Below are 22,331 nucleotides of genomic sequence, written 5' to 3'. Positions count from 1 at the left end.
TTTAGAAGACGCATTGCCGAGGTCAAAACCCAAAGCACCCATCTCACGATATTCAAAAGCTCGAAACGCCGCTCAGAAAATTCCGCTACACGAATTCATGGAGACAGCGGCGATATTCCTCTTAACGACAAAAACTTAGAATGCGCGCGGATTACAAATTGGTTGGAATTGCCAGAAGCTAAGCAATCTAATTTGGAGATCGAGATATGAGATCATGGATTGCGTCGGCGTTCGGTGCGTTGGCAGGTTTGGTGGCGTTGGGGCATGCACAGGCTGCGGACATTTCTGAAATCCGCATCGATTGGGCCACATACAATCCAGTCAGCCTCGTCCTCAAGAATGATGGATTGCTGGAAAAAGAGTTCGAAAAGGACGGCATCAAGATCACCTGGGTGCAATCGGCCGGTTCCAACAAGGCGCTCGAATTCCTCAATGCCAGTTCTCTGGATTTTGGCTCGACAGCAGGTGCCGCGGCTCTCATTGGCCGTATCAACGGCAATCCTATCAAGTCGGTCTATGTCTACTCGAAGCCTGAATGGACGGCTCTGGTCACCCGCAAGGATACCGGCATTACCAAGGTCGAGGAGTTGAAGGGCAAGGCGATTGCTGTGACGCGTGGCACAGACCCGCATATCTTCCTCGTACGTGCGCTTGCAGATGCTGGCCTTACTGAAAAAGACGTGACACTTGTGCTGCTACAGCATGCCGATGGCCGGCTGGCGCTGAAGCGCGGCGATGTGGCCGCCTGGGCCGGTCTCGATCCGATTATGGCCTCCGCTGAAATTGAAGATGGCGACATCCTGTTTCACCGCAATGCTGCCAACAACACCTGGGGAGTGCTGAATGTGCGCGAAGAGTTTGCCAAGGAGCATCCCGAAATCGTCAAGCGGGTACTGGCAGCTTATGAGCGCGCCCGCGATGAAGCTCGCAAGGACCCGGCCAAACTGAAGGCCGCCCTTGTGGCTGCCACGAAACTGCCAGATGCGGTGATCGAGCGTCAGCTGGAACGCACCGATCTCAGCCAGTCGAAAATCGGAAATGAGCAGGCGCAGACAATCGAGGCGGCAGGTCTGGCACTGCAGAAAGCGGGGGTGGTGAAGCCCGATGTTGACGTCAAAGCAAGCGTATCGAGCTTGATCGATACGAGTTACGCCCCTGCACCGGGTCAGTGAGTTCTCATGGCCCTGCTGGACACGGTGCTGCTGAAGCGGCAAGCAGAGATCGACAGAAAGGAGAACCGGCGACGCCGGTTCTCACTGCTTGATCACCCGTTGATCGGCATCGTGTTTCCTATTGCCGTCATTCTCGGCTGGGAGCTTCTGGTGCGTGCGGGAATCGTTGGCGGACGATTGATGCCTCCGCCTTCACGAATACTGGCAGCTGTTCAGGAGCTTGCAATATCGGGTGATCTTCTCACCCATATCTGGGTAACGCTGAAACGCGTGCTTTTCGGCTTCGTCCTGGGTGCTGTGACCGGAACCGTTTTAGGCGCACTGACTGGCTTTTTGCCGAGAGCAGCGCGCATCTTCGATCCTACCTTACAAGCGCTTCGCGCCATCCCCTCCATCGCTTGGGTGCCGCTCTTCATCCTCTGGTTTGGAATTTTCGAAGCCTCCAAGATTGCCCTTATCGGCGTCGGCGTATTCTTTCCGGTCTATCTAGGGGTCTATGGAGCTGTGGTCGGCGTCGACCGGCGTATCGTTGAGGTGGGCCGAATCTATCGTCTCTCGGGCTTCGAACTCGTGCGGCGAATTCTTTTGCCGTCGATCCTGCCGGGCTATGTGCTTGCACTCAGATCGGGCCTTGGGCTCGGCTGGATGTTCGTTGTTGCCGCCGAATTCATGGGTGCATCAGAAGGACTCGGATATCTGCTTGTCGATGGCCAGCAACTTGGCAAACCAGACCAGATCCTTGCCGCTATTCTGATTTTCGCCATCGTCGGCAAGGCAACCGACACCATTGTCATCTTGCTAAGCACTCCCTTTCTGCGCTGGCAGGACACACATGGCGGGCCGCATTGATGCTGGATATCAGAAATCTTTCGAAGATCTACTCCAACGGCATACATGCTTTAGAGGGCTTCTCGTTGACTGTCCGCGAAGGCGAAGTCGTTGCCGTCATCGGTGGTTCCGGTTGTGGCAAGAGTACACTTCTGCGGTTGCTTTCCGGGCTGGAAACGCCGAGCAGCGGCGAAATACGTCTCGATAACAAGCGCCTTGTTGAGCCGGACCCGCTGGTCAACATCGTCTTTCAGGAGCCTCGACTTTTTCCCTGGCTGACGGTTGCCGATAATATCGGTTTCGGTCTGTCGACACTCGATGCCGGGGAGCGTCAGGACCGTGTGCGACAAGTCCTCGAGAAGATCGGGCTTCTGGGCTACGAAAAACGGTGGATCAAGGAGCTCTCGGGTGGTCAAGCGCAGCGTGTTGCACTGGCGCGGGCACTGGTGACGAAGCCATCGGTGCTTTTGCTCGATGAGCCCTTTTCAGCACTGGATGCGATGACACGCGCCGACCTGCAAGACCATCTCGTCGATCTCTGGAACGAAGCAGGTTCGACCATGTTGCTCGTCACACATGATATCGAGGAGGCCATCATCATGGCAGATCGCATCGTTGTCATGCAGCCTTTTCCCGGCAGGATTCTGCAGGAGGTTTCTGTCGATTTGCTGCGCAGGCGGGACCGGACATCGCCGGATTTCGCAGCTTTGCGCAAGCATCTCTCAGCGCTTCTGGCCTTGTCCATGTCTAGCACCAAGCACAGCGCAAGTGCATGAGCCCTGTTCTTAAACGCGATGTCGGAAAGTGGCCTGATTTTGGAGCATGACATGCCGCAAGCATCCGAGCTGCCAGTTGTCGCCGTTATCGGCGGTGGTTTTAGTGGCGCTGCTTTCGCGCTGCACTTGAACACACTCAGCTCCGGCAAGGTGCAGATCGTGATCTATGAACCACGCGACCGCGTGGGCGCTGGCCTTGCCTACAGTTCGAACGAGGCCGCACATCGTATCAATGTGCCCGCAGGAAGAATGTCGGCAGACCCCGCCGACCCCGAAAGTTTTTTGCGTTATCTCGCCACGACGGATGAAGACAAAAAGGATGCAGGACTGATCGGACGCGATGGGCTGCCTTACCCTCGCCGGGCTGTATTTGGTGATTATGTCGCTGCCGAAATCGCACCTCTGCTGGCATCCGGCGTAGTCGAACACCGCAAAGCCGAGGTCGTTTCCGTCACGCAATCTGAGCAGGGATGGCGTATTGAAGACAGCTTGGGTGGGCAGAGCGAGGCACATTTTCTGGTGCTGGCAACCAGCCATCCTGCACCGGCGCTACCCAAGCAGCTATTGCCGTTCAAGGGTCACCCGAAACTCATTGCCGATGTTACCATTTCGGACGCTCTCGATCCTGTCGCCCAAGATGACCGGGTGCTGATCCTCGGAAATGGGCTCACTGCCGCAGATGTGGTTGCGACGCTGGAACGGCGCGGGCATAAAGGCGTGATTACATCCATTTCGCGACGCGGTCTTCGTTCGCGGGGGCATGCGCGCATTACGCAGGAACCATTCGGCGATTTTTCCTCCCATTCATCGTCGCGCGCATCCGACCTGCTGCACGCCATTCGTCGCGCTGTCAGAGAAGCTGAGGCTCAAGGTTTGAGCTGGCATGCTGTTCTGGATGCCGTACGCGGTCAGGCCTTTTCCATATGGCGGGCGCTGCCCGTGAAGGAACGGCGACGCATCGTGCGGCTGGCCCGGCCATTCTGGGATGCACATCGTTTTCGCATTGCGCCGCAGGTGGAAGATGCGCTTGACCGCGCTATCGCTGCCGACCGCCTGACCCTTCGCGCAGCAAGACTGGCACAGGTGACATCGCAGGAAAACGGTTTTCACGTGACACTTTCACCGCGAGGAGCGTCCGGCACAGAGGAACATGTTTTCGATGCCATCGTGGTGACGACCGGACCGGCACATCAGCACATTTTGCAGTCTCAACCCTTCCTCGCCGGTCTTGCTGATGCAGGCCATCTGCAGGCGTGCGAAACGGGCCTCGGGATCGCGTGCGATCTTCAGTCACACGCACTGGGCAAGGATGGCCTGCCAATCGGCAATCTGTTTATCGCGGGTCCACTTGCTCGCGGCACGTTTGGAGAGTTGATGGGCCTGCCGCAGGTCACGGAACACGCGGTGTTCGTGGCGCAACAGGTGGCAAATGCCGTCAGCACCAACGGCCCTATCAAAGCATCGGCAGTTCTTCATCACGCTTTTGAACCCCATCCCCGCCGTTTTGCGGTTTGATCGACAATAAGGTTTAAGGATTCCCATTATGGCCAAGACCCAACAGCCCCTAGATTTTCTTTGGTTTATTCCATCGTCTGGAGACGGCTCCTATCTCGGATCGGACGATCTCAACCGCCCCTCCGATCCGTCGTATTTCCGTGAGATTGCTCAGGCGGTGGATCGTCTCGGATATTCGGGCGTGCTGATCCCAACGGGCGTAGCCTGCGAAGAATCCTTCATTCTTGCCGCCAATCTGGCAGCCCATACGGAAAATCTGAAATTCCTCGTGGCCATCCGCCCCGGTGTGGCGTCACCTGCCTATTATGCGCGCCTTGCTGCGACGCTGGACCGCGTTTCGAACGGCCGCCTGCTGCTCAACATCGTCGTTGGCGGCAGTGCGCAGGAACTGGCAGGCGACGGAATTTTCCTGCCGCATGACGAGCGGTACGCCCATGCCGACGAGTTCTTCCAGGTGTTCAACAAGCTGATCGCAACGGGAAGCGCGCATCTGGAAGGCAAATATATTCAGGCGCACAATGCCGAACTGGGCCTTCCCCCGGTGCAGGAACCGCGCCCGCCGATCTATTTCGGTGGCTCTTCCGATGCAGCCATCGATTTTTCGGCTGGCATCATCGACAAATATCTCACCTGGGGCGAACCGCCGGCACAGGTGGCCGAAAAGATCGCCAAGGTCCGCAAGGCGGCTGCCGCAGTCGGTCGCGACGTCAGCTTCGGCATCCGCCTGCATTTCATCGTACGCGAAACCGATGATGAGGCATGGGAGGCCGCAGACCGGCTGATTTCGAAACTTTCAGATGAAACCATCGCCGCCGCACAAGAGGTCTTTGCCAAAAACTCCGATTCCGTCGGACAGGCGCGTATGGTCGCACTTCACGGTGGACGCCGCGACAAGCTTGAAGTGTCGCCAAATCTCTGGGCCGGTATCGGCCTCGTTCGCTCCGGTGCCGGTACGGCGCTGGTCGGCTCTCCGAAAACCATTGCCGCCCGGCTGAAAGAATATCAGGACATTGGCATCGATACGGTCATTGCGTCTGGCTATCCACATCTGGAAGAAGCCTATCGCGTCTCCGAACTGCTGTTCCCGGAAATCGGTCTCGGAGGCCCGCGCAATCAGATCCGGTCCTCCTTCGGCAAGCCGCAGGTCTTCGGCGGCGGCGGACATGGCGGTAACGTGAAGGTTGCTTCCGGCTCCTGATGGCAACAGGCGGCATGGTCCGACAGCCATGCCGCTTCCGCCACATGAATTCATGCTTGTGCGTATTGCGGAACGATCAAGACAAGGCCGCTTTCGGCTGAGTGGCATTCCGCAAAGCGTCTTCGCGTTTGACCGCCTCTATATCGCGGTAACTGTCTGCTGGGTGATTAGCGGCCAGATAATCGCCGTCTCCGAACAGTTTTTCACGCAATGTGCCAGGTTTATAAGCCGTTGGATAAACGCCGCGTTTTTGAAGTTCCGGCACGATATATCCGACGATATCCTCGAAACTATCGGGCGTAACCGCATAGGCGATGTTAAAACCATCGACATCCGTATCGTCCACCCATTCCTGAAGAATATCGGCGATATGCGACGGGGAGCCAACAAAGACCGGGCCAAGACCGCCAATGCCGCCAAATTTCGCCAGTTCGTCGATGGTCCAGGACTTATCGCCGCCCGCGACATGTTCGACAAAGGAATGAATGGCGTTGGTCTCGATTTTCTTCACGGTATCCGATGGCGCATATTGCCCAAAATCGATGCCGCTCCAGCCGGACATGAAAACCAGTGACCCGTCATAAGAGACGAAGTCGCGGTACTCTTCGAATTTCTTCTGGGCTTTCTCATTGGTCTCATCGGTGATGATGGTGATGAGCGTATAGATATACACCTTCGTGGGATCACGACCGGCTTCCGCAATACGGCGACGCATGTCTGCGACATGGGCTTTCAAAACAGATTTTGTCGGAGCCGCAACGAAGATACACTCGGCGTGTTCCGCCGCGAAAGCTTTGCCAGGCCCGGACGCACCGGCCTGATAGAGAACGGGCGTGCGCTGCGGCGACGGCTCACTCAAATGATAGCCGGGAACATCGAAATATTTGCCCTTATGGCCGATCTCGTGAACCTTCGAAGGGTCCGTGAAAATGCGCTTCTCGCGGTCGCGCAACACCGCACCTTCTTCCCAGCTGCCTTCGAAAAGCTTGTAGAGAACCTCGATATATTCCGCGGCCACCTCATAACGATTGTCATGCCGACGCAGGCCACCCTCTCCGATATTTTTGGCGCCGCTCTCCAGATAGGATGTGACGATATTCCAGCCTATGCGGCCTTTCGTGTGGTGATCGGCGGTCGAGAGCCGACGCGCAAACGTATAGGGATGCTCGAATGAGGTAGAGGCGGTGATGCCGATGCCGAGATGCTCCGTCGCAAGCGCAATCGGGGCCGCGAGTTGCAACGGATCGTTGACAGGAATCTGGGCTGCCTGATGAATGGCATGGTAGTTAGAGCCCTTGTAGACATCGTAATATCCGATCACATCGGCAATGAAGATGCCGTCAAAGATGCCGCGCTCCAATGTGCGGGCAAGATCCTGCCAGTAGTCCAGATCCTTGTATTTCCACGATTTGTCACGCGGATGCGCCCACAGACCGGGCGATTGGTGGCCAACGCAGTTCATATCGAATGCATTGAAACGAATGGTCTTGCCCATGGCGAACTCCAGAATTTCTCTGGGCGACGATACGGGCTGTCGACAATGATGCGGAAGAGCGCCCATGCTGACTATCACGACGGCATGAGAAAAACCTTCCACATATTATTACATAAAAAACATAGAATGACTTTTAAGGACGCAGACCTGTGCGATGCTCTGCCCAGCCGCTTTAAACCCGTTGGGAGGCACATAAATGGGCACGATTTCCGAGACCAAAATCGACTACACAATCCACCCTCGCGTCAATTCGACAGATCCGGTGACTCTCCGGCCTCGGCCCTCTGTTCCCGCACGTGTAGTTCGCGATGACGCTGAAGCGATCGAGATTGCGGAGCGTCTTGCGGAAAAATTCAAGGCTGGCGCTGCGCTGCGCGACCGGGAGGGCCTTTTGCCCGTCAGCGAACTGGATGATTACTCGCAAAGCGGTCTATGGAGCCTCAATGTGCCCAAGGCCTATGGTGGACCGGAAGTATCCTATGCCACGCTGGCCAAGGTCATCGCCATCATAGCCGCTGCCGACCCTGCCATTGCGCAGACGACCCAGAACCATCTTGCCATCATCGCCACGGTCGATCTGGACGGGACGGAAGAGCAGAAGAAACTCTTCTTCGGCTGGGCGCTTCAGGGGCTTCGCTACGGCAACGCCTTCTCCGAACTGAAAAGCAAGACGGTGGCAGACTTCGAAACCAGGGTGGTTCACGATGGCGATGATGTCATCGTCAACGGCGAAAAATTTTACACGACAGGCGCCCTGCTGGCGCACATCGTTCCCATCGTGGGTGTCGATGAGACAGGTCAGGGCTATCTCGTATTCGCCGACCGGGAAGCGCCGGGCCTTACCGTGACCAACAACTGGTCAAGCTTCGGCCAGCGCACGACCGCATCCGGATCGGTGAAGATCGAAAACGTCCGCGTGCCCACGGCGCGGGCTTTGAAGGTGACGTCTTTCGATCACCCAACCGTTGGCGGCCCCGTGTCGCAGATCATTCAATCGGCCATCGATGCCGGTATTGCACGCGGCACGATTGACGACACGATCACCTTCATCAACACCTACAGCCGTCCGTGGATCGACAGCGGCAAGCAGAAGGCAAACGAGGATTTGTTCACGATTGCTGCGATTGGCGACCTGAAGATCAAGCTGCATGCCGCCGAGGCACTGCTGGAAATCGCAGGCCGCAGCATCGATAGCGCACGCGCCAATTCCACGCTGGAAACCGTGTCGGAAGCGACGATCAAGACGGGAGAATCCAAGGTTCTGACCACGGAAATCGCGATCCTGTCGACCAATAAACTGTTCGAACTGGCGGGAACGCGCTCGACACTCGCCGAACATGGGCTGGATCGCCACTGGCGCAATGCCCGCGTTCACACGCTTCATGATCCCGTTCGGTGGAAGTTCTACCATGTCGGCAATTATTACCTCAACGGCGCGCATCCCCCGCGCCACGCCTGGAACTGAGGTTCAGTGACATGACGACAACGGATAGAACGCTGCACCGGCAGGCTGCGCTGACGGCAGGCAGGCCAGCGCCGCATGTGCCACCGCGTCAAAATCTAGCGCATATCATCAAGAGTGATGACGAGGCTATAGCAATCGCCAAGGAGTTAACCCGCGACTTTGCCGCAGGTGCGGCAGAGCGCGACCGGGAGCGACGTTTACCGCTGGCGGAGATCGAGCGCTTCTCGCAGAGCGGCTTGTGGGCAATCACCGTGCCGAAGCAATATGGCGGTGCGGAGGTGTCTGCAGTCACGCTGGCAGAGGTGACCGCCATCATATCCGCTGCCGATGGCAGCATCGGGCAGATACCGCAAAACCATTTCTACATGGTAGAAGCGCTACGGCTTGCTCGCAGCGAAGAGCAGAAAAAGCATTATTTCCAGCGCGTTCTGGATGGTGACCGGCTGGGCAATGCCTTCACCGAAATCGGCACGAAGACGCCCGTCGATTACAAGACGCGCTTCGTGGAGCGAGATGGAACGCTCAAACTCAGTGGACAGAAATTTTATTCCACCGGCTCGCTTTTCGCCCACATCATCGTCGCTGTAGCCAAGGGACCGGATGAGCGCGTGAACATCGTTTTCATCGACCGCTCGACCGCAGGTCTCAACCTCATCGACGACTGGACCTCGTTCGGCCAGCGCACCACCGGCAGCGGCAGTGTGACCTTCGATGATGTGGGGATTACGCCGTTTCAGGTGGTCGATCAGGACAGTCTGTTCGAACGGCCGACCACCATGGGGCCGTTTGCCCAGATCATTCATGCCGCCGTGCAGGTGGGTATCGCCCGTGGTGCTCTCGCCGAAACGGTCTCTTACGTTCGCGCCCATGCCCGCCCGTTCTTCGAACTTGAGATCGAGCATGGATATGAGGATCCGCACACCATCCACTCTGTGGGCGATGTCGCGATCCGGGTTCACGCAGCCGATGCGCTGCTGGCAAGGGCGGGGCGCATTCTCGATGAGGCCACCGCTTCACCCAATGAGAAAACCGTTGCAGCGGCCTCCATCGCTGTGGCCGAGGTGAAGGCATTGGGAACGGAAGTGGCGCAACTGGCATCGACCAAGCTCATCGAACTCGGCGGCGCGCGCTCGACGCTGGAAAGCTATGGCCTTGATCGCTTCTGGCGCAATGCCCGGACGCATTCGCTGCACGATCCGGTCCGCTGGAAATATCATCACATTGGCAATTTCTATCTCAACGGCACCCCGCCGCCGCGCCACGGCGCGATCTGATTTATCACTCTCAGGACAGACAGCATGACATACCTTCCCAACCCCGATCGCTACGAAGAAGCACCGTTTCGCCTCACAGGCCGCAGCGGGCTGAAGCTGCCGCCCATTTCTCTGGGTCTCTGGCACAATTTCGGCGATACGACACTGCTCGAAACACAGCGTTCGATCCTGTTCAAAGCCTTCGATCTGGGGATCACCCATTTCGATCTCGCCAACAACTACGGCCCACCAGCAGGAAGCGCCGAGATCAACTTCGGCAATGTCCTCAAACAGGATCTCGCCGCCTATCGTGACGAGTTGATCATCTCCACCAAGGCGGGCTGGGATATGTGGCCGGGACCGTATGGCCGGGGAGGCGGGTCGAAGAAAGCCCTGCTCTCCAGCCTCGACCAAAGTTTGAAACGGTTGGGCGTGGAGTATGTCGATATTTTCTATTCCCACCGTTTCGATGCCGAGACACCTTTGGAGGAAACTGCGGATGCGCTAGCGCAGGCCGTGCGGCAGGGCAAGGCGCTCTATGTCGGCGTGTCATCCTATTCCGGTGCCAAGACGCGCGAGATTGCAGCGCTTTTGAATGAGCGTGGCACGCCGCTGCTCATCAACCAGCCCGCTTACAATCTGTTCAATCGCTGGGTAGAGAAAGACCTGTTGGATGCGACGGATGAAGTTGGAGCGGGCGTGATTGCCTTCACGCCACTGGCTCAGGGCTTGCTGACCAACAAATATCTGAACGGCATTCCGCAAGATGCACGCGTCAACCGTCCCGGTGGGGATTTCCTGCGGCCGGAGCATTTAAAGGAAGAGAATATCAAGCGGGCACAGGCGCTGAACGAGATCGCGCAAAGACGCGGGCAATCACTGGCGCAGTTTGCCATCGCCTGGGTTCTGCGCGACAAGCGCGTAACTTCGGCTCTGATCGGTGCAAGCTCGGCAAAGCAGGTCGAGGAAAATGTCGCGGCACTGAAAAATCCGTATTTCACGCCAGATGAGCTTGCCGAGATCGACCGTTATGCGGTGGAAGGCGGTATCAACCTGTGGGAAAAACCGTCGCACGACGAAGCGGTCTGATCCCCAACACATGCCCGGATTTGTGTCCGGGCACATAACCGTCAAACATCGGAGGGAAAGCGCCATTGCGCCGCCACATGTGGCGCTGCCAATCGATCCCCCTTGCCGAACAGGCGGCTGCGCAGGGTTCCTTCTTGATAACCTGTCTTGTAGCGACCGCGTGATTGAAGCTCGGGGATCACGAGATCGATAAAATCCTCGTAGCATTCCGGCACGACCGTCCGCGTTAGATTGAAGCCGTCGATCTCTCCCTCATCGATCCATGCTTCCAGCTCATCCGCGATAGCAGCTGCCGTGCCGACAAATGTCGGATAGCGGCCACCGAGCGTCAAGCTTTCCAGCAGATGACGCTTCGTCCAGCCGCGTTCTCGCGCGGTCTGAACGCCGGATTGAATGGCGTTGCCCTTGCCACTGTCCTTGATGATCGGGTCGTCAAGGCCAAGGCTTTCGAGATCGATGCCGGAGCCTGCCGAAAAATGCGCAAGTCCCGCTTCCGGGCTGGCGTAGCGGCAATAATCGGCATGTTTTTCCCGTGCCTCACCATCTGTCAAACCCGGAATGACGCTGATGCCGACGAAGATTTTGATGTCGTCAGGCGCACGCGTTGCTTTCACGGCTTCGGCCCGCAACAGGCGTGATGTTCTTTGCGCAGCGGCGCGATCTGTGGCGGAAATGAAAATACATTCCGCATGGCGCGCTGCAAAAGCTCTGCCGCGTTCGGAACTGCCCGCCTGAAACAGCACCGGAGTGCGCTGCGGAGATGGCTCGCTGAGATGGTAACCGCGCGACTGGTAGAATGTGCCCTTATGATCGATGGCCCGGACGCGGACGGGATCGGCATAGATGCGACGCTGCTTGTCTGCGAGCACGGCATCGTCCGCCCAGCTGCCTTCCCAAAGCTTGTAGAGCAACTCCAGTGCCTCATCTGCCTGATCGTAGCGGTCGTCGTGTCCGCTCATCGCGCTTTGGCCGATGGCACGGGCGGCGCTATCCAGATAGCCCGTCACGATGTTCCAGCCCATGCGCCCGCTGGTAAGATGATCGAGCGTCGACATGCGGCGGGCGAAAAGATAGGGCGGCTCGGCGTTGGCGTTGACCGTGATACCAAAGCCCAGATGCCGGGTCGTTGCCGCCATGGCCGAGACCAGCATCATCGGATCATTGACGGGCAGTTGCACCGATTCCCGAAGCGGCAATTCGACGGAGCCGCCATAGACATCGTAGACGCCGAGGATATCGGCCAGGAAAATGGAATCGAAGAGCCCTCGCTCAAGTGTTTGCGCAAGGTTCGTCCAGTAGCCGATTGCTTTGTATTCCGTTGAGCGATCCCGAGGATGGGTCCAAAGACCGTGGTTGATATGGCCGACGCAATTCATGCTGAAAGCGTTCAGGCGAATTTCCTTTTTGGGCATTCCATCAACCGCCATACTCGATGATCTCAAGCCCGGCATTGTAATCGGTTGCGTAGATCAGGCCAGCCGCATCCACAAAAACATCCGCCGACTGAATGACCTTAGGGCGACCGGGCCTGCGGTCCGTCATCGCGGTTGGCCCCGCTGGGACCAAAGCGCCGGTCTCGACGGGATGGTACGGGTCAGAAATATCGAAGGCGCGAATGCCTGCATTCTGCCATGTCGCGAAAATCAGGGTCTCCGAGACAAACGAGCCGGGCCGGTTTTCGTGCAGGTTATGCGGGCCGAAATGGCCACCTTTTTTGGTGTAGTCGATCTCGTTGGGAATGGGGAAAGTGGATATGCTGATCGGATTGTCCGGCACGCGAATATCGAACACCCATGTGTGCTTTCGCCCATCCTCTTCATTGTCCAACACCGCCTCATCGGCAACGACCAGAAGATCGCGGCCGGGCAGCGGCAGGGGAGAGTGCGTGCCGCCGCCATAGGGTGGCGACCAGTTGTGGTGCTTGATGAGCTTGGGCGCCGAATGATCGGAGATGTCCAACAGCGTCAGACCACCATCGCGCCAGCAGGCATAGGCCGTTGTGCCATGGACAAGGGCATGATGCAGGGCATAGCGCTTTCCCTCACCCCAGTCGGGAACCTCGCCTTTGGCAAGGTTCATGCCTGGCAGCCACCATTGCCCCACAAGCTGTGGATTTGTCGGGTCGACAAGATCGATGGTAACGAAAATGTAGTCAGAAAAGCCATCCAGCAGTGCCGACGCATAGGCATATCGGCCGCCGATGTACCAGATGCGATGCAGGCCGACACCATCCACGTCCAGCTGGCCGATCTTTTTCGGGCGGTCCGGCATGGAGATATCGAACACGGTCATCCCCGCCGTCCAGCTGCGCTGCCGCTTTTCCGCAGCCACGGTTTCACCGACGGATTTGGTGTAATAGGCCTTTTCGTCGGTGAAGCTTTCCACATCAGCGAAGAGATCAAGCGCGTTGATAACGAGCAAGAGATCGTCATGCGTCTGGAGATGTATGTTCCACGTGTTAGGCGGAGCTTGCACATAATTGACGGTCTTGGGATGTTTGGCGTCACGCACATCGACAATCGAAAACCCTTGCGACCACGGATGGGCGACATAGGCGTAGCCGCGATGCACCATCAGTTGCAGCCCGTCTCCCCTGCCGCCGATGTCGCTGTGACCGATGAGCTTCATGTTATGGGCGAAATCTGGCTTCGGCAGGTGTGGGCTGGTCATGTCTGTCTCTTGTACTGGAAACGGGAAAGGCACCGCGCAGGACGCGGTGCCGGATAGGTCACAGGCCTCAATGCGTGGCGGATGGTATCCAGCTTGCGGTGGCCGCATCGCTTTTCAGGAAGGCCGGGAATTTCTGCTGAAGTTCCTCGATGGTGCCGATTTTGTTTTTCACCAGATCGTCGCGGGTGATAAGCGTTGGCTGGAGAAGCACCGATTTTCCGGGCGACTGGCCAGCGATATCGAGCGAGACGGCGCGCACCGAGACTTCACCCACTACGGCGGCGTTGGTTGCTGCTGTCGCCACCCAAGCGCTATCGGGTTCGGTGATGAGCTGGATATCGGCGGTCGAAATATCGACGCCGTAAATCTTCACCTGCGTCGAAAGGCCGAGTTCATCCACGGCAAGTTTCACGCCCTTGGCGAACTCGTCCCACGGTGTGAAGATGACCTTGATATCCGGGTTGGCGCGCAAAATGGCCTTGGTCTGGTCGGCCACTGACGCAGGCACCGTATCGTTGACGACGCCCCACACGGCCTTCTCTGTCAGCTTGTGCTTTTCTACGAAGTCCTTCCAGACTGCATAACGACGGTCGAGCGGTGCGAAGCCAGCAACATAAACGGCACCGGCAACGAAACCATCGCCATTGTCCTTGATAGCCTGATCGAGAACGAGCTTGGCCATATCCTTATCGCTCTGTTCGATCTGCGGTATCTGCGGATTGTCGAGGTTGACGTCATAGGCGACGACCTTGATGCCCTTGTCGAGCGCTTTCTGGGCCACGTCTTTCAGCACTTCCGGGCGGCCATTGTTGATGACGATGCCATCCACGCCGAGATTGATCGCCTGCTCAACCAGATTGCGCTGCGCGTCATTGTCGTTACGGGCTTGAGAGACGGTAAGGTTGATGCCGAGCGCATCGGCCTGACGTTTCACGCCCGCCTCGAAGGCTTGAAGCCAATCGCCGCTGCCGAGGAAGCTGATGACGGCAACGTTCACCGTTTTCTTGTCGAATGGTGCGGGCGCGCCTGCAATGCCTGCGGACAAGGCGCTTGTGGCCACGATGGCGCTGGAGACGGCGGCGACCGCAAATATTTTGAGGGTTTTGAACATGATGTCCACTTCGTTGAGTAAGGGTTGAAAGGGTCAGTTTTTCGCGCGCGCAACGCCGTAGGTGAGCGCCAAGGCACCGACGAGAACTGCGCCTTTGATGAAGTCCTGCGTGTAATATGGCGCGTTCAACATGGTGAGACCGTTGAGCAGCACGCCGACGAAGACAGCTCCGACGACCGTGCCGAGAACATTGGGACGTCGTAGCGCCAGAACGGCAAAGCCGATAAGTGCGGCAGCAACGGAATCCATCAGCAGCGATGCGCCCGACGATACATCTCCACGCCCGACGCGGGCAGCGACGATGATGCCGCCCAGTGCGGCGAGCGTGCCAGACAGCACATAGGCCAAGGTCTTGATGCGATCGACATTCGCGCCCGCCAAACGTGCCGCCGTCTCATTGCCACCCGTCGCATAGATCAGCCGTCCAAGCCGCGTCCGCTCCGTCAGGATGAAGAGGATGACGGCGACGATGACCATGAGGATGACCGGCAGCGGAATGAGGCCGAACAGGCTGGAACGACCGATGGTGAGAAAGGCTGGGTCGTATCTACCTGTCGCGGTCGATCCATCCGGCAGAATGAGACCGACCGAGATGGAGCGGCCCGCTGTCGGGATGAGCTGCAAACCGGTGAGCAAGAACATGGTGGCAAGCGTTGCCAGCAAATCCGGCACTTTCAGTTTGACGATCAGAAACGCGTTGACGAGGCCGACAAGTGCTCCGAAAGCCAGCACCAGCGGCACCGTCTGATAGGCATTCAATCCCAAAACGATCATCAGGTAACTGGCCGCCATGACGCTGGAGGCTGCAACCGCGCCTACCGACAGGTCGAAGCCGTTGATGGCAAGCGTAACGCTGACGCCCGCGCCGATGATGGCGACGACCGACACCGCCTGCAAAATGCTCATGAGGTTGTTGATGTTGATAAAGGCGGGCTGCGCCAGCGAAAAGCCGATGACCAGCGCTGCGAGCAGCAGAAAAACCGCGCCTCGCCGTATGCCGTTTCTAAAACTTTCCGCTGTTGCAGGACGGGTTGGTTTTTCAGCGGTCTGTTGCGTGCCATCGACCATCAGGCAAGTTCCTTGTCAGGCTGCGTTGCGTCCGCATGAAGCGGGCTTTCAAGAAGGGTGTGGTGGTCCATGACCAAGACCCGGTCGGCTACTTCGAAGGCCTCTTCCGGGTCTGACGTGGCAATCAATGTCGCGCGGTCCGCATGGCGGCGAATGGTTGCGATAATATCTTGCCGCGCACCGACATCTACTCCTTGAAACGGCTCATCCAGCAACATCAGGCGGCTGGGCTCGGCTTCCCAACGGGCAATCACCGTCTTTTGCTGGTTGCCGCCGGACAGGGACCACACGGAGGCGGAGGCAGAAGATGCCTTGATCGCCAGCCGTTTGATCGCGTCTTCGCCTTCCTTCAGTTCGCGGTTGGAAAACAGAAATCCCGATGGATACCATGTCTTCAGATGTGGCAGGCTGATGGTTGCAGCAATGCTTTCGCCCGGCCAGTCCGCATGGATGAAGGACGAGCGGTGCCGATCTTCCGCAGCCATGACAACGCCTGAAGAGATCGCATCTGCCGGGCTGCGCGGGGCGTAGGGCTTGCCATCAAGTGACACCGCTCCTTCAGCAAAGGCACCGAGCCCGAAGAGTGACGACAGCAACCGGCTTTTGCCAGCACCCAGAACGCCGGTGATGGCAACGACTTCTCCCCGCCGCACCGAAAGCGAAAACGGCTCGGCACCGGGCAGAAGTCTCACGTTTTGAAGGTCGAGTACGGTCCTGCCAAATGTCTCGCGGCGATCCGGTCGTGCGGAACTGAGGGAACGCCCGATCATCGTTTCGATGGCGGCATCGAAATCGATAGGCTGCGCAAAAGAACCGACATTGCGCCCGCCCCGTAAGATTTCCACGCGGTCCGCCAAGGCAGCCAGATCAGCCGTGCGATGGGAGATATAGAGAACGCTGATCCCGCGTTCTTTCAGTCCGCGAACCAGATCGTAAAGCCGCAAGGACTCGCGTGATGACAGACTGGCCGTAGGTTCGTCCAAAATCAGCAGACGCGCTTTGTTGGCAAGGGCACGGGCAATGGCCAGCAACTGCCGGTCTGCCGCGCTGAGGTCTGCGAAATCCCGATCCAGCGGCAGATCGAACCCGGCATCCGAAAGAATCTGCGACGCGGCTTTGCGGATGGATCGGCGTGACAGGAAAAACGGATGTCTGCCGTTGACGAAATGGTTGAGGAGAAGGGCGTCGGCAACCGTAAGGCCGGGCACACCAACAACATCTGTCGATTGATGGACGGTCACGATGCCGCGCGCTGCAGCTTCGGCGGGGGTTTTCGGTGCAAAGCTTTTGCCCTGCCACAGAACGTTGCCTGCATCGGGGCGGTAAAGGCCTGAGAGGACTTTCACAAGCGTCGATTTGCCCGCACCATTTGCGCCCATCAACGCAACCACTTCGCCTGCCTTCATGGTGAGGTTGGCGTTGACGAGTGCCTTGGTCGAACCGAAGGCAAGGGAGATGTTTTGGACGTCGAGGATTGGCATGGTGGAACGCCTGTGGATGACGACCCAGTGTGGTAAGCCTCCTGTTGGGACAAACAAGAATGGCGTTTCTATAGTGGATTAAAACTATGGAATAAATTTCCAACGCGCTGAGGTTCCGCTTTGCGAATTCCTCTAGGCTTGGCGAAACGCAATGATGGTTTGGAGGATCGATGTCCAGCGCGTCGAGTAAAACGTTTCGCCTAAGGCTTCTCGCAGAACAAAGAAAACCAATCGCGAAACAGATTTTGGCAAATATAGTACATAAATATCATAGATTTTATGGTCATATTTGATCAGAAAATTTCACTCTTATGTCGATAGGGAATGCCATGTCTGTCAGCCGGGTTTTCGTTGCGTCTGCGCTATTGTCTTTGCTTTCACCGCTTGCAAGTGCGAACGCGCAAGGACTTTCCGGTGCGCCTGCGCCTTTTGATAAGGGCGGCGTAAAAATCGCTTTGGTGGGCTACATCTCAGCGGGCGATTTCTTTCAGGCCTATCAGGCAGGTGCTGTCGCACAGGCAAAAGCGCTCGGCGTCGATCTACGGGTCTTTCAGGGCCGCCAGGATGCCGCGCAGCAGCGTGAGCAAATTCTTCAGGCCATCAATCTGGGTGTTCAGGCTATCATCGTCGATCACGGACAGCCAGAATCGCTGGCCGATGTCGTGCAGCAGGCACTGGACAAGGGCATCAAGGTCGTGGCCTTCGATGTCAATCTCAACAATCCGAAAATCCCACAGATCGAGCAGTCCGATCACCGGCTGGCGGAACTGGCGCTTGAGCAGGCTTTGAAAGACAATGGCACCAGCTTCAATGCCGGTTATGCCTATGTGGCCGGTTTTGCCCCGCTCGACCGTCGCAATGAAATCTGGGAGAAGGTGAAGGGCGAGAACAAGGGCCTGGTCGAAAAGGCCCGTTTCGGAACCGTCAGCGACACAACTGCGACAGCAACGGCTGATCAGGCCAAGGCAATATTTCGTGCCAATCCGGATATCTCCGTTGTGTTTGCCCCTTATGACGAATTTGCGCGTGGCGTGAAACTCGCCGCAGCCGACCTCGGCATATCGGACAAGGTCAAGATTTACTCGGCGGATATTTCCACAGCCGACATTCAGGAAATCGTCGAGCCTGGCAGCCCATGGGTGGCGACAGCCGCGACCAATCCTGCCGTGGTGGGTGCTGTCTCGGTTCGCGCCGCCGCCCTTCAGATTGCCGGGCAGCAAGTGCCAGCGAAGGTGGTCGTTGACCCGGTTCTCGTAACGCAAAAACAATTGCGCGACGCTGACGTGAATACAATTGAGGATTTGGCCAAGAAAATTCCCGCCTTTTCAACCAGTGGCGTCGCAACGGCGAGCTGGATACCGGCAGCGGCATTTTAGTCAGCTATCAATGACATGATCCGGCCTCCATCCGGAGCAGGTTGGTTCCTTTGCGAAAATGTGCGTTGTTACACGCGCCACAATGACGTGGCGCGTGTAACAACGCAGCACCAAGGTCTCACAGGCTGGTGTGACGACTACCGACACTCATTTGCCGCCCCGGCAAAGGTTCAGGGCTAGGCCCGTCTCATTCACACGCAGAACCCAAAGTGTCGCCGTCTCACGTTTGCGACCAGGCAGCTCGAGTGCCATTTATCTCGCCATTTGAGAACCTAAGAACTCGCCCTTCCCGTCCTATTTTGTAGACCAATCTGCTGTTCGAATTTAAGTGGACGCAAAACGCGCACAATTCCTGCCTTATTTTTGCAACGAATGAGTGCGAGCCCTTCTTCTCAACCACGGACTCCCACGAATCTACACTGCAAGGTGATGATATATGAATGAGAACGTAGCCTTGAATATCGTGCAGCGACCGCGGGTTGAAATCTCATTTTCGGACGAACTTGCAGCATTGCGTAAAAGCGATAACGGCCCCAAGCCCCCTGGATGGGCACTATCTTTAAAAAGTGTCAAATCCTTCATCCTCGGCGGCAACGGCGCAACAGCCAAACTCGTCGCATCGCCATCCTTGATCGAGCGCGCCATGGTGACCCTTGCAACCTCGCGGGCACTGCTGCTGATTGGTGAACCTGGAACGGCCAAGAGTTTTTTATCGGAACTGCTTGCCGCAGCGATCAGTGGGGATTCGACTCTGACCATCCAGGGCGGCGCATCCCTGAGCGAGGATCAGATCCGTTACGGCTGGAATTATGCTCTTCTGGTGAGCGAGGGACCTACGCGGCGGGCGCTTGTGCCTGCGCCGCTCCATCGCGGCATGTCGGAGGGCAAAGTTGTGCGTTTCGAGGAAATCACGCGTTGCCCGCTCGAGGTTCAGGATAGCCTGTTGTCGGTTCTGTCGGACCGGGTGATGGCTGTGCCGGAACTGTCGGGCGACGACGGTATGGTTTTCGCTAGGGAAGGCTTCAACATCATCGCCACCGCCAATACCCGCGACCGCGGCGTAAACGAAATGTCTGCCGCCTTGAAGCGGCGCTTCAACTTCGAGACGGTTTTTCCCATTCGCGACGCCGATGAGGAACTCGCGCTGGTGAAGCGGGAGGCGGGAAAATTGCTTGCGCGATCTGGCGTTCCGGCCCCGCCCGACGACGATACTCTGGAGGTACTGGTGACCTGCTTCAGAGAGCTGAGAGAGGGTCTTTCGGTCGAAGGGGGCATGGAGCGGTTAAGCTCGGTCATGAGCACCGCCGAGGCGGTCAGCGTGGCTCACGCTATCGGTATTCGTGGCCATTACCTTCGCGGTGACAGTGGCCGCCCCGAAGATATTGTCGAGTGCCTTGCCGGCACTGCCGCAAAGGACAATGCGGAGGATTTGACGCGGTTGCGCCGCTATCTCGAGCAGAAGGCATCCAAAAGGTCAGGCGAGGGATGGAAAGCATTTTATGCAGCCCGGCATCTCCTCACATCCTGATTCCAAAGACCAATACAATTTGAACGATCGCCTCATCGTCATCGGTGTGCGGCATCATTCACCTGCTTGTGCAAAGCTTGTCCGGCGCACCATAGAGGATCACGCGCCTGCATTCGTGCTGATCGAAGGCCCGGCTGATTTCAATCCGCACATAGAAGATTTGAGGCTCGCACATCAACTGCCGCTGGCCATATTCAGTTTCCACGCCACGCATCGTCGCACGCTTGCGTCTTACTCTCCCTTTTGCAGCTATTCACCGGAATGGGTGGCTTTACAGACGGCGTGGTCCACAGGTGCCACACCGCTCTTTTGCGATCTGCCCGCCTGGCACCCGGATTTCGGGGACCGAACCAACCGCTACGCCGATCCACATGGAAAGAGGGCAGCGGCAGTCGAGCAAGCTGCGGCGAATGCGCTGGGTGAGGAAGGACGCGACGCATTTTGGGATGCGATTGCCGAGCAATCTCCGCCGCAAGAGCTGGAGGAGCGCCTCGCATCTTATTTCGACCTACTACGCCCTGATGGGGCGGAGGACCCGAGGGAATTTGCGCGTGAACGCTACATGGCTGCGCATGCCGCCTGGGCCTTGGGAGAGGCGAAGGACCGAAAGGTTGTTCTCATTTGCGGTGGCTGGCACGCACAGGCTGTGCGGTTGCTGTCGCGCCAAGCGAGTGGAGACCTGCCAGCGATCCCGCAACTCAACGAAGGAGAGCGTGCGGGAAGCTATGTGGTGCCCTATGACTATCGAAGGCTTGACCGGTTTGCCGGTTACGCATCGGGTATGCCAGCCCCTGCCTATTATGAAGATGTCTTTACCCATGGGCTGGATCAGGCGGCCGACAATGCCCAGAATGCGATTGCGGCAACTCTGCGCGCTGCCGGACAGGTCGTTTCCACAGCGGATCGTGTTGCATGGCACGCCCATGCAAAAGCGCTGTCGATGGCGCGTGGGCACCGTTCCGTGCTGCGTGCCGATCTCCTCGACGCAGCCTTGGCAACCTTGGTCAAGGACGCGCTGGATATGCCTGCCGCCTGGACCCGGGACGGCGCGCTGCGATCAGGAACGCACCCCGCGCTCGTTGCCATGCTTCGCGCCCTGACGGGAGAGCGTTGCGGCAAACTTGCTCCCGGCACCCGCCAACCACCTTTGATGGCCGATATACGCGCAAGGCTTGATGACCTCGGATTGATACCGGAGCCTCGACCACGCGACGTGGTTTTGGACTGGAACGTGCCTCTCGATCGGGAGCGGGCGCATGTGCTGCACGCGCTTTGCATCCTCGGCATTCCCGGGTTCGAACGTGGCGGCGAACCGATGGCTTTGGGCACGGTTGCTCCGAAGGAGACGTTCCGGCTCGTTCTTCATCGCGATGCCGACGGCGCGCAGATCGAGGCTTCGCGCTGGGGTGGCACAGTGGCCATGGCTACAGCAGCAGTTCTTTCGGATCGTGCCGAACAGGCGGGAGACGATCTTGAAAGTCTCTCCGCCTGCCTCGCCGATGCGCTGTTTTCCGGCCTGTTGGCGCTTGAGAACGAATTGACGGAGCGGATCGCTGCAGGTCTTGCATCGTCTCACGATATCCGTGCAATCGGCGTGTCAGGGCTGGAAATCGTGAGGCTTTACCGCTTTGGAGAGGTATTCGGAGATGCTGGGCACAAGGCTTTGGGACGGCTCTGTGAGGCGGTGTTTTCCCGTGTGATGTGGATCATGGAAGCCATTCGCAACGAGGATGAAGGTATCAAAGCGATCCGCGCGCTGCTTGCTTGCAGGGACATGATGCGAGATTGCCCGACACCCGACATGGACATTCCCTCCTTCATATCCGGCCTGGAACGCTGTGTTTCGAACCAGGAGTCGCCAGCAGCGCTCGCCGGTGCCGCTTTTGGAACGCTGATCGCATGTGGGCAAACATTCCCCGAAGACGTCTGCGGACGCATGCAGCGTTTCAGCGGACCCGACAGGCTCGGTGACTTCCTGTCCGGCCTCTTTGCGCTGGCTCGCGAGGGCATTTCCAGGAGTGAGCCGGTCATCGGATCAGTCAGGGGAATAGTTGAAGGCTGGAACGACGAGGCGTTTTTGCGGGCATTGCCATCGCTCAGACGGGCCTTCTCATTCTTTCCGCCGCGTGAACGGGAAAGGTTGGCAGGCGCCATTGTCCGTTCCCACGGCGGTAACGAGGCGCAGGCGGAAGTTCAGGCCATGGCGTGGATGCGCCAATCGACTCCGATGACAGATCAGGCGAGCGCTATCGCGCTTGAAGCAACTGTGGCTCGGCGTCTTGCCGAAGCCGGATTGATGTGATGTG

General features: G+C 57.8%; 17 protein-coding genes. 11 read left to right on the top strand and 6 right to left on the bottom strand.

Features of this window, described 5'->3' with window-relative positions; genetic code table 11:
• Positions 1–206 precede the first annotated feature (206 nt).
• From ASF29_RS01030 to ssuD, 5 genes are read left to right on the top strand one after another with little or no spacing between them, the layout of a single operon-like run.
• Positions 207–1,172: an aliphatic sulfonate ABC transporter substrate-binding protein gene (locus tag ASF29_RS01030; protein ID WP_082453323.1), complete on the top strand. Its 966-nt coding sequence runs from the start codon at positions 207–209 to the stop codon at positions 1,170–1,172.
• A 6-nt stretch (positions 1,173–1,178) separates the two neighbouring features.
• Entirely contained in the window at positions 1,179–2,021 is an 843-nt protein-coding gene (locus ASF29_RS01025) for an ABC transporter permease (protein WP_062447659.1), read from the top strand.
• Positions 2,021–2,776, top strand: a complete 756-nt coding sequence (locus ASF29_RS01020; RefSeq protein ID WP_062447656.1) for an ABC transporter ATP-binding protein — start codon at positions 2,021–2,023, stop codon at positions 2,774–2,776. Before ASF29_RS01025 ends, ASF29_RS01020 begins: the two co-directional genes overlap by 1 nt.
• Positions 2,777–2,827: 51 nt before the next feature.
• On the top strand, positions 2,828–4,291 hold the full coding sequence (locus ASF29_RS01015; RefSeq protein ID WP_062448569.1) for an FAD/NAD(P)-binding protein: 1,464 nt from the start codon (positions 2,828–2,830) through the stop codon (positions 4,289–4,291).
• Positions 4,292–4,319: 28 nt separating this feature from the next.
• Positions 4,320–5,489, top strand: a complete 1,170-nt coding sequence (gene ssuD, locus ASF29_RS01010) for an FMNH2-dependent alkanesulfonate monooxygenase (RefSeq protein ID WP_062447654.1) — start codon at positions 4,320–4,322, stop codon at positions 5,487–5,489.
• Between the two features lie 76 nt (positions 5,490–5,565).
• Here the strand turns inward: ssuD and ASF29_RS01005 are convergent, their stop codons facing one another.
• Entirely contained in the window at positions 5,566–6,984 is a 1,419-nt protein-coding gene (locus ASF29_RS01005; protein ID WP_062447651.1) for an LLM class flavin-dependent oxidoreductase, read from the bottom strand.
• 196 nt (positions 6,985–7,180) lie between these two features.
• Between ASF29_RS01005 and ASF29_RS01000 the strand changes: the two genes are divergently transcribed.
• The 3 genes from ASF29_RS01000 to mgrA are packed head-to-tail and all read left to right on the top strand — an operon-like array spanning position 7,181 to position 10,791.
• Entirely contained in the window at positions 7,181–8,449 is a 1,269-nt protein-coding gene (locus ASF29_RS01000; RefSeq protein WP_062447648.1) for an SfnB family sulfur acquisition oxidoreductase, read from the top strand.
• An 11-nt stretch (positions 8,450–8,460) separates the two neighbouring features.
• Positions 8,461–9,723: an SfnB family sulfur acquisition oxidoreductase gene (locus ASF29_RS00995; RefSeq protein WP_062447646.1), complete on the top strand. Its 1,263-nt coding sequence runs from the start codon at positions 8,461–8,463 to the stop codon at positions 9,721–9,723.
• Positions 9,724–9,747: 24 nt separating this feature from the next.
• Positions 9,748–10,791 (top strand): L-glyceraldehyde 3-phosphate reductase, encoded by a 1,044-nt coding sequence (mgrA, locus tag ASF29_RS00990; RefSeq protein WP_062447643.1) that lies wholly within the window; start codon positions 9,748–9,750, stop codon positions 10,789–10,791.
• Positions 10,792–10,832: 41 nt separating this feature from the next.
• Here the strand turns inward: mgrA and ASF29_RS00985 are convergent, their stop codons facing one another.
• From ASF29_RS00985 to ASF29_RS00965, 5 genes are all read right to left on the bottom strand, one after another.
• Positions 10,833–12,203, bottom strand: a complete 1,371-nt coding sequence (locus tag ASF29_RS00985) for an LLM class flavin-dependent oxidoreductase (protein ID WP_062448567.1) — start codon at positions 12,201–12,203, stop codon at positions 10,833–10,835.
• A 4-nt stretch (positions 12,204–12,207) separates the two neighbouring features.
• A complete protein-coding gene (locus ASF29_RS00980) occupies positions 12,208–13,461 on the bottom strand; it encodes a hypothetical protein (RefSeq protein ID WP_062447641.1) in 1,254 nt (417 codons plus the stop codon).
• 67 nt (positions 13,462–13,528) lie between these two features.
• The gene (locus ASF29_RS00975; protein ID WP_062448565.1) at positions 13,529–14,572 is read right to left on the bottom strand and encodes a substrate-binding domain-containing protein; all 1,044 of its coding nucleotides are present in this window, start codon (positions 14,570–14,572) and stop codon (positions 13,529–13,531) included.
• A 33-nt stretch (positions 14,573–14,605) separates the two neighbouring features.
• Positions 14,606–15,640, bottom strand: a complete 1,035-nt coding sequence (locus tag ASF29_RS00970) for an ABC transporter permease (protein ID WP_062447638.1) — start codon at positions 15,638–15,640, stop codon at positions 14,606–14,608.
• Positions 15,640–17,121 carry a sugar ABC transporter ATP-binding protein gene (locus ASF29_RS00965; RefSeq protein ID WP_062447634.1) on the bottom strand — a complete coding sequence of 494 codons (1,482 nt, stop codon included), beginning with the start codon at positions 17,119–17,121 and terminating at the stop codon, positions 15,640–15,642. Before ASF29_RS00965 ends, ASF29_RS00970 begins: the two co-directional genes overlap by 1 nt.
• Positions 17,122–17,450: 329 nt before the next feature.
• Here ASF29_RS00965 and ASF29_RS00960 point away from each other — a divergent pair, with 329 nt between their 5' ends.
• The 3 genes from ASF29_RS00960 (at position 17,451) to ASF29_RS00950 (ending at position 22,327) form a co-directional block, all read left to right on the top strand.
• Positions 17,451–18,497 carry a substrate-binding domain-containing protein gene (locus ASF29_RS00960; RefSeq protein WP_062447631.1) on the top strand — a complete coding sequence of 349 codons (1,047 nt, stop codon included), beginning with the start codon at positions 17,451–17,453 and terminating at the stop codon, positions 18,495–18,497.
• A 436-nt stretch (positions 18,498–18,933) separates the two neighbouring features.
• Complete coding sequence (locus tag ASF29_RS00955; protein ID WP_062447628.1) at positions 18,934–20,025, top strand: AAA family ATPase; 1,092 nt, start codon at positions 18,934–18,936, stop codon at positions 20,023–20,025.
• Positions 20,026–20,044: 19 nt separating this feature from the next.
• Positions 20,045–22,327 carry a DUF5682 family protein gene (locus ASF29_RS00950; protein WP_244473454.1) on the top strand — a complete coding sequence of 761 codons (2,283 nt, stop codon included), beginning with the start codon at positions 20,045–20,047 and terminating at the stop codon, positions 22,325–22,327.
• The last annotated feature ends 4 nt before the right edge of the window (positions 22,328–22,331 follow it).

It is taken from the genome of Rhizobium sp. Leaf262 (assembly GCF_001422245.1).
In the GTDB taxonomy this organism is placed as follows: domain Bacteria; phylum Pseudomonadota; class Alphaproteobacteria; order Rhizobiales; family Rhizobiaceae; genus Agrobacterium.
This window is presented reverse-complemented; position numbering and strand designations above follow the sequence as displayed.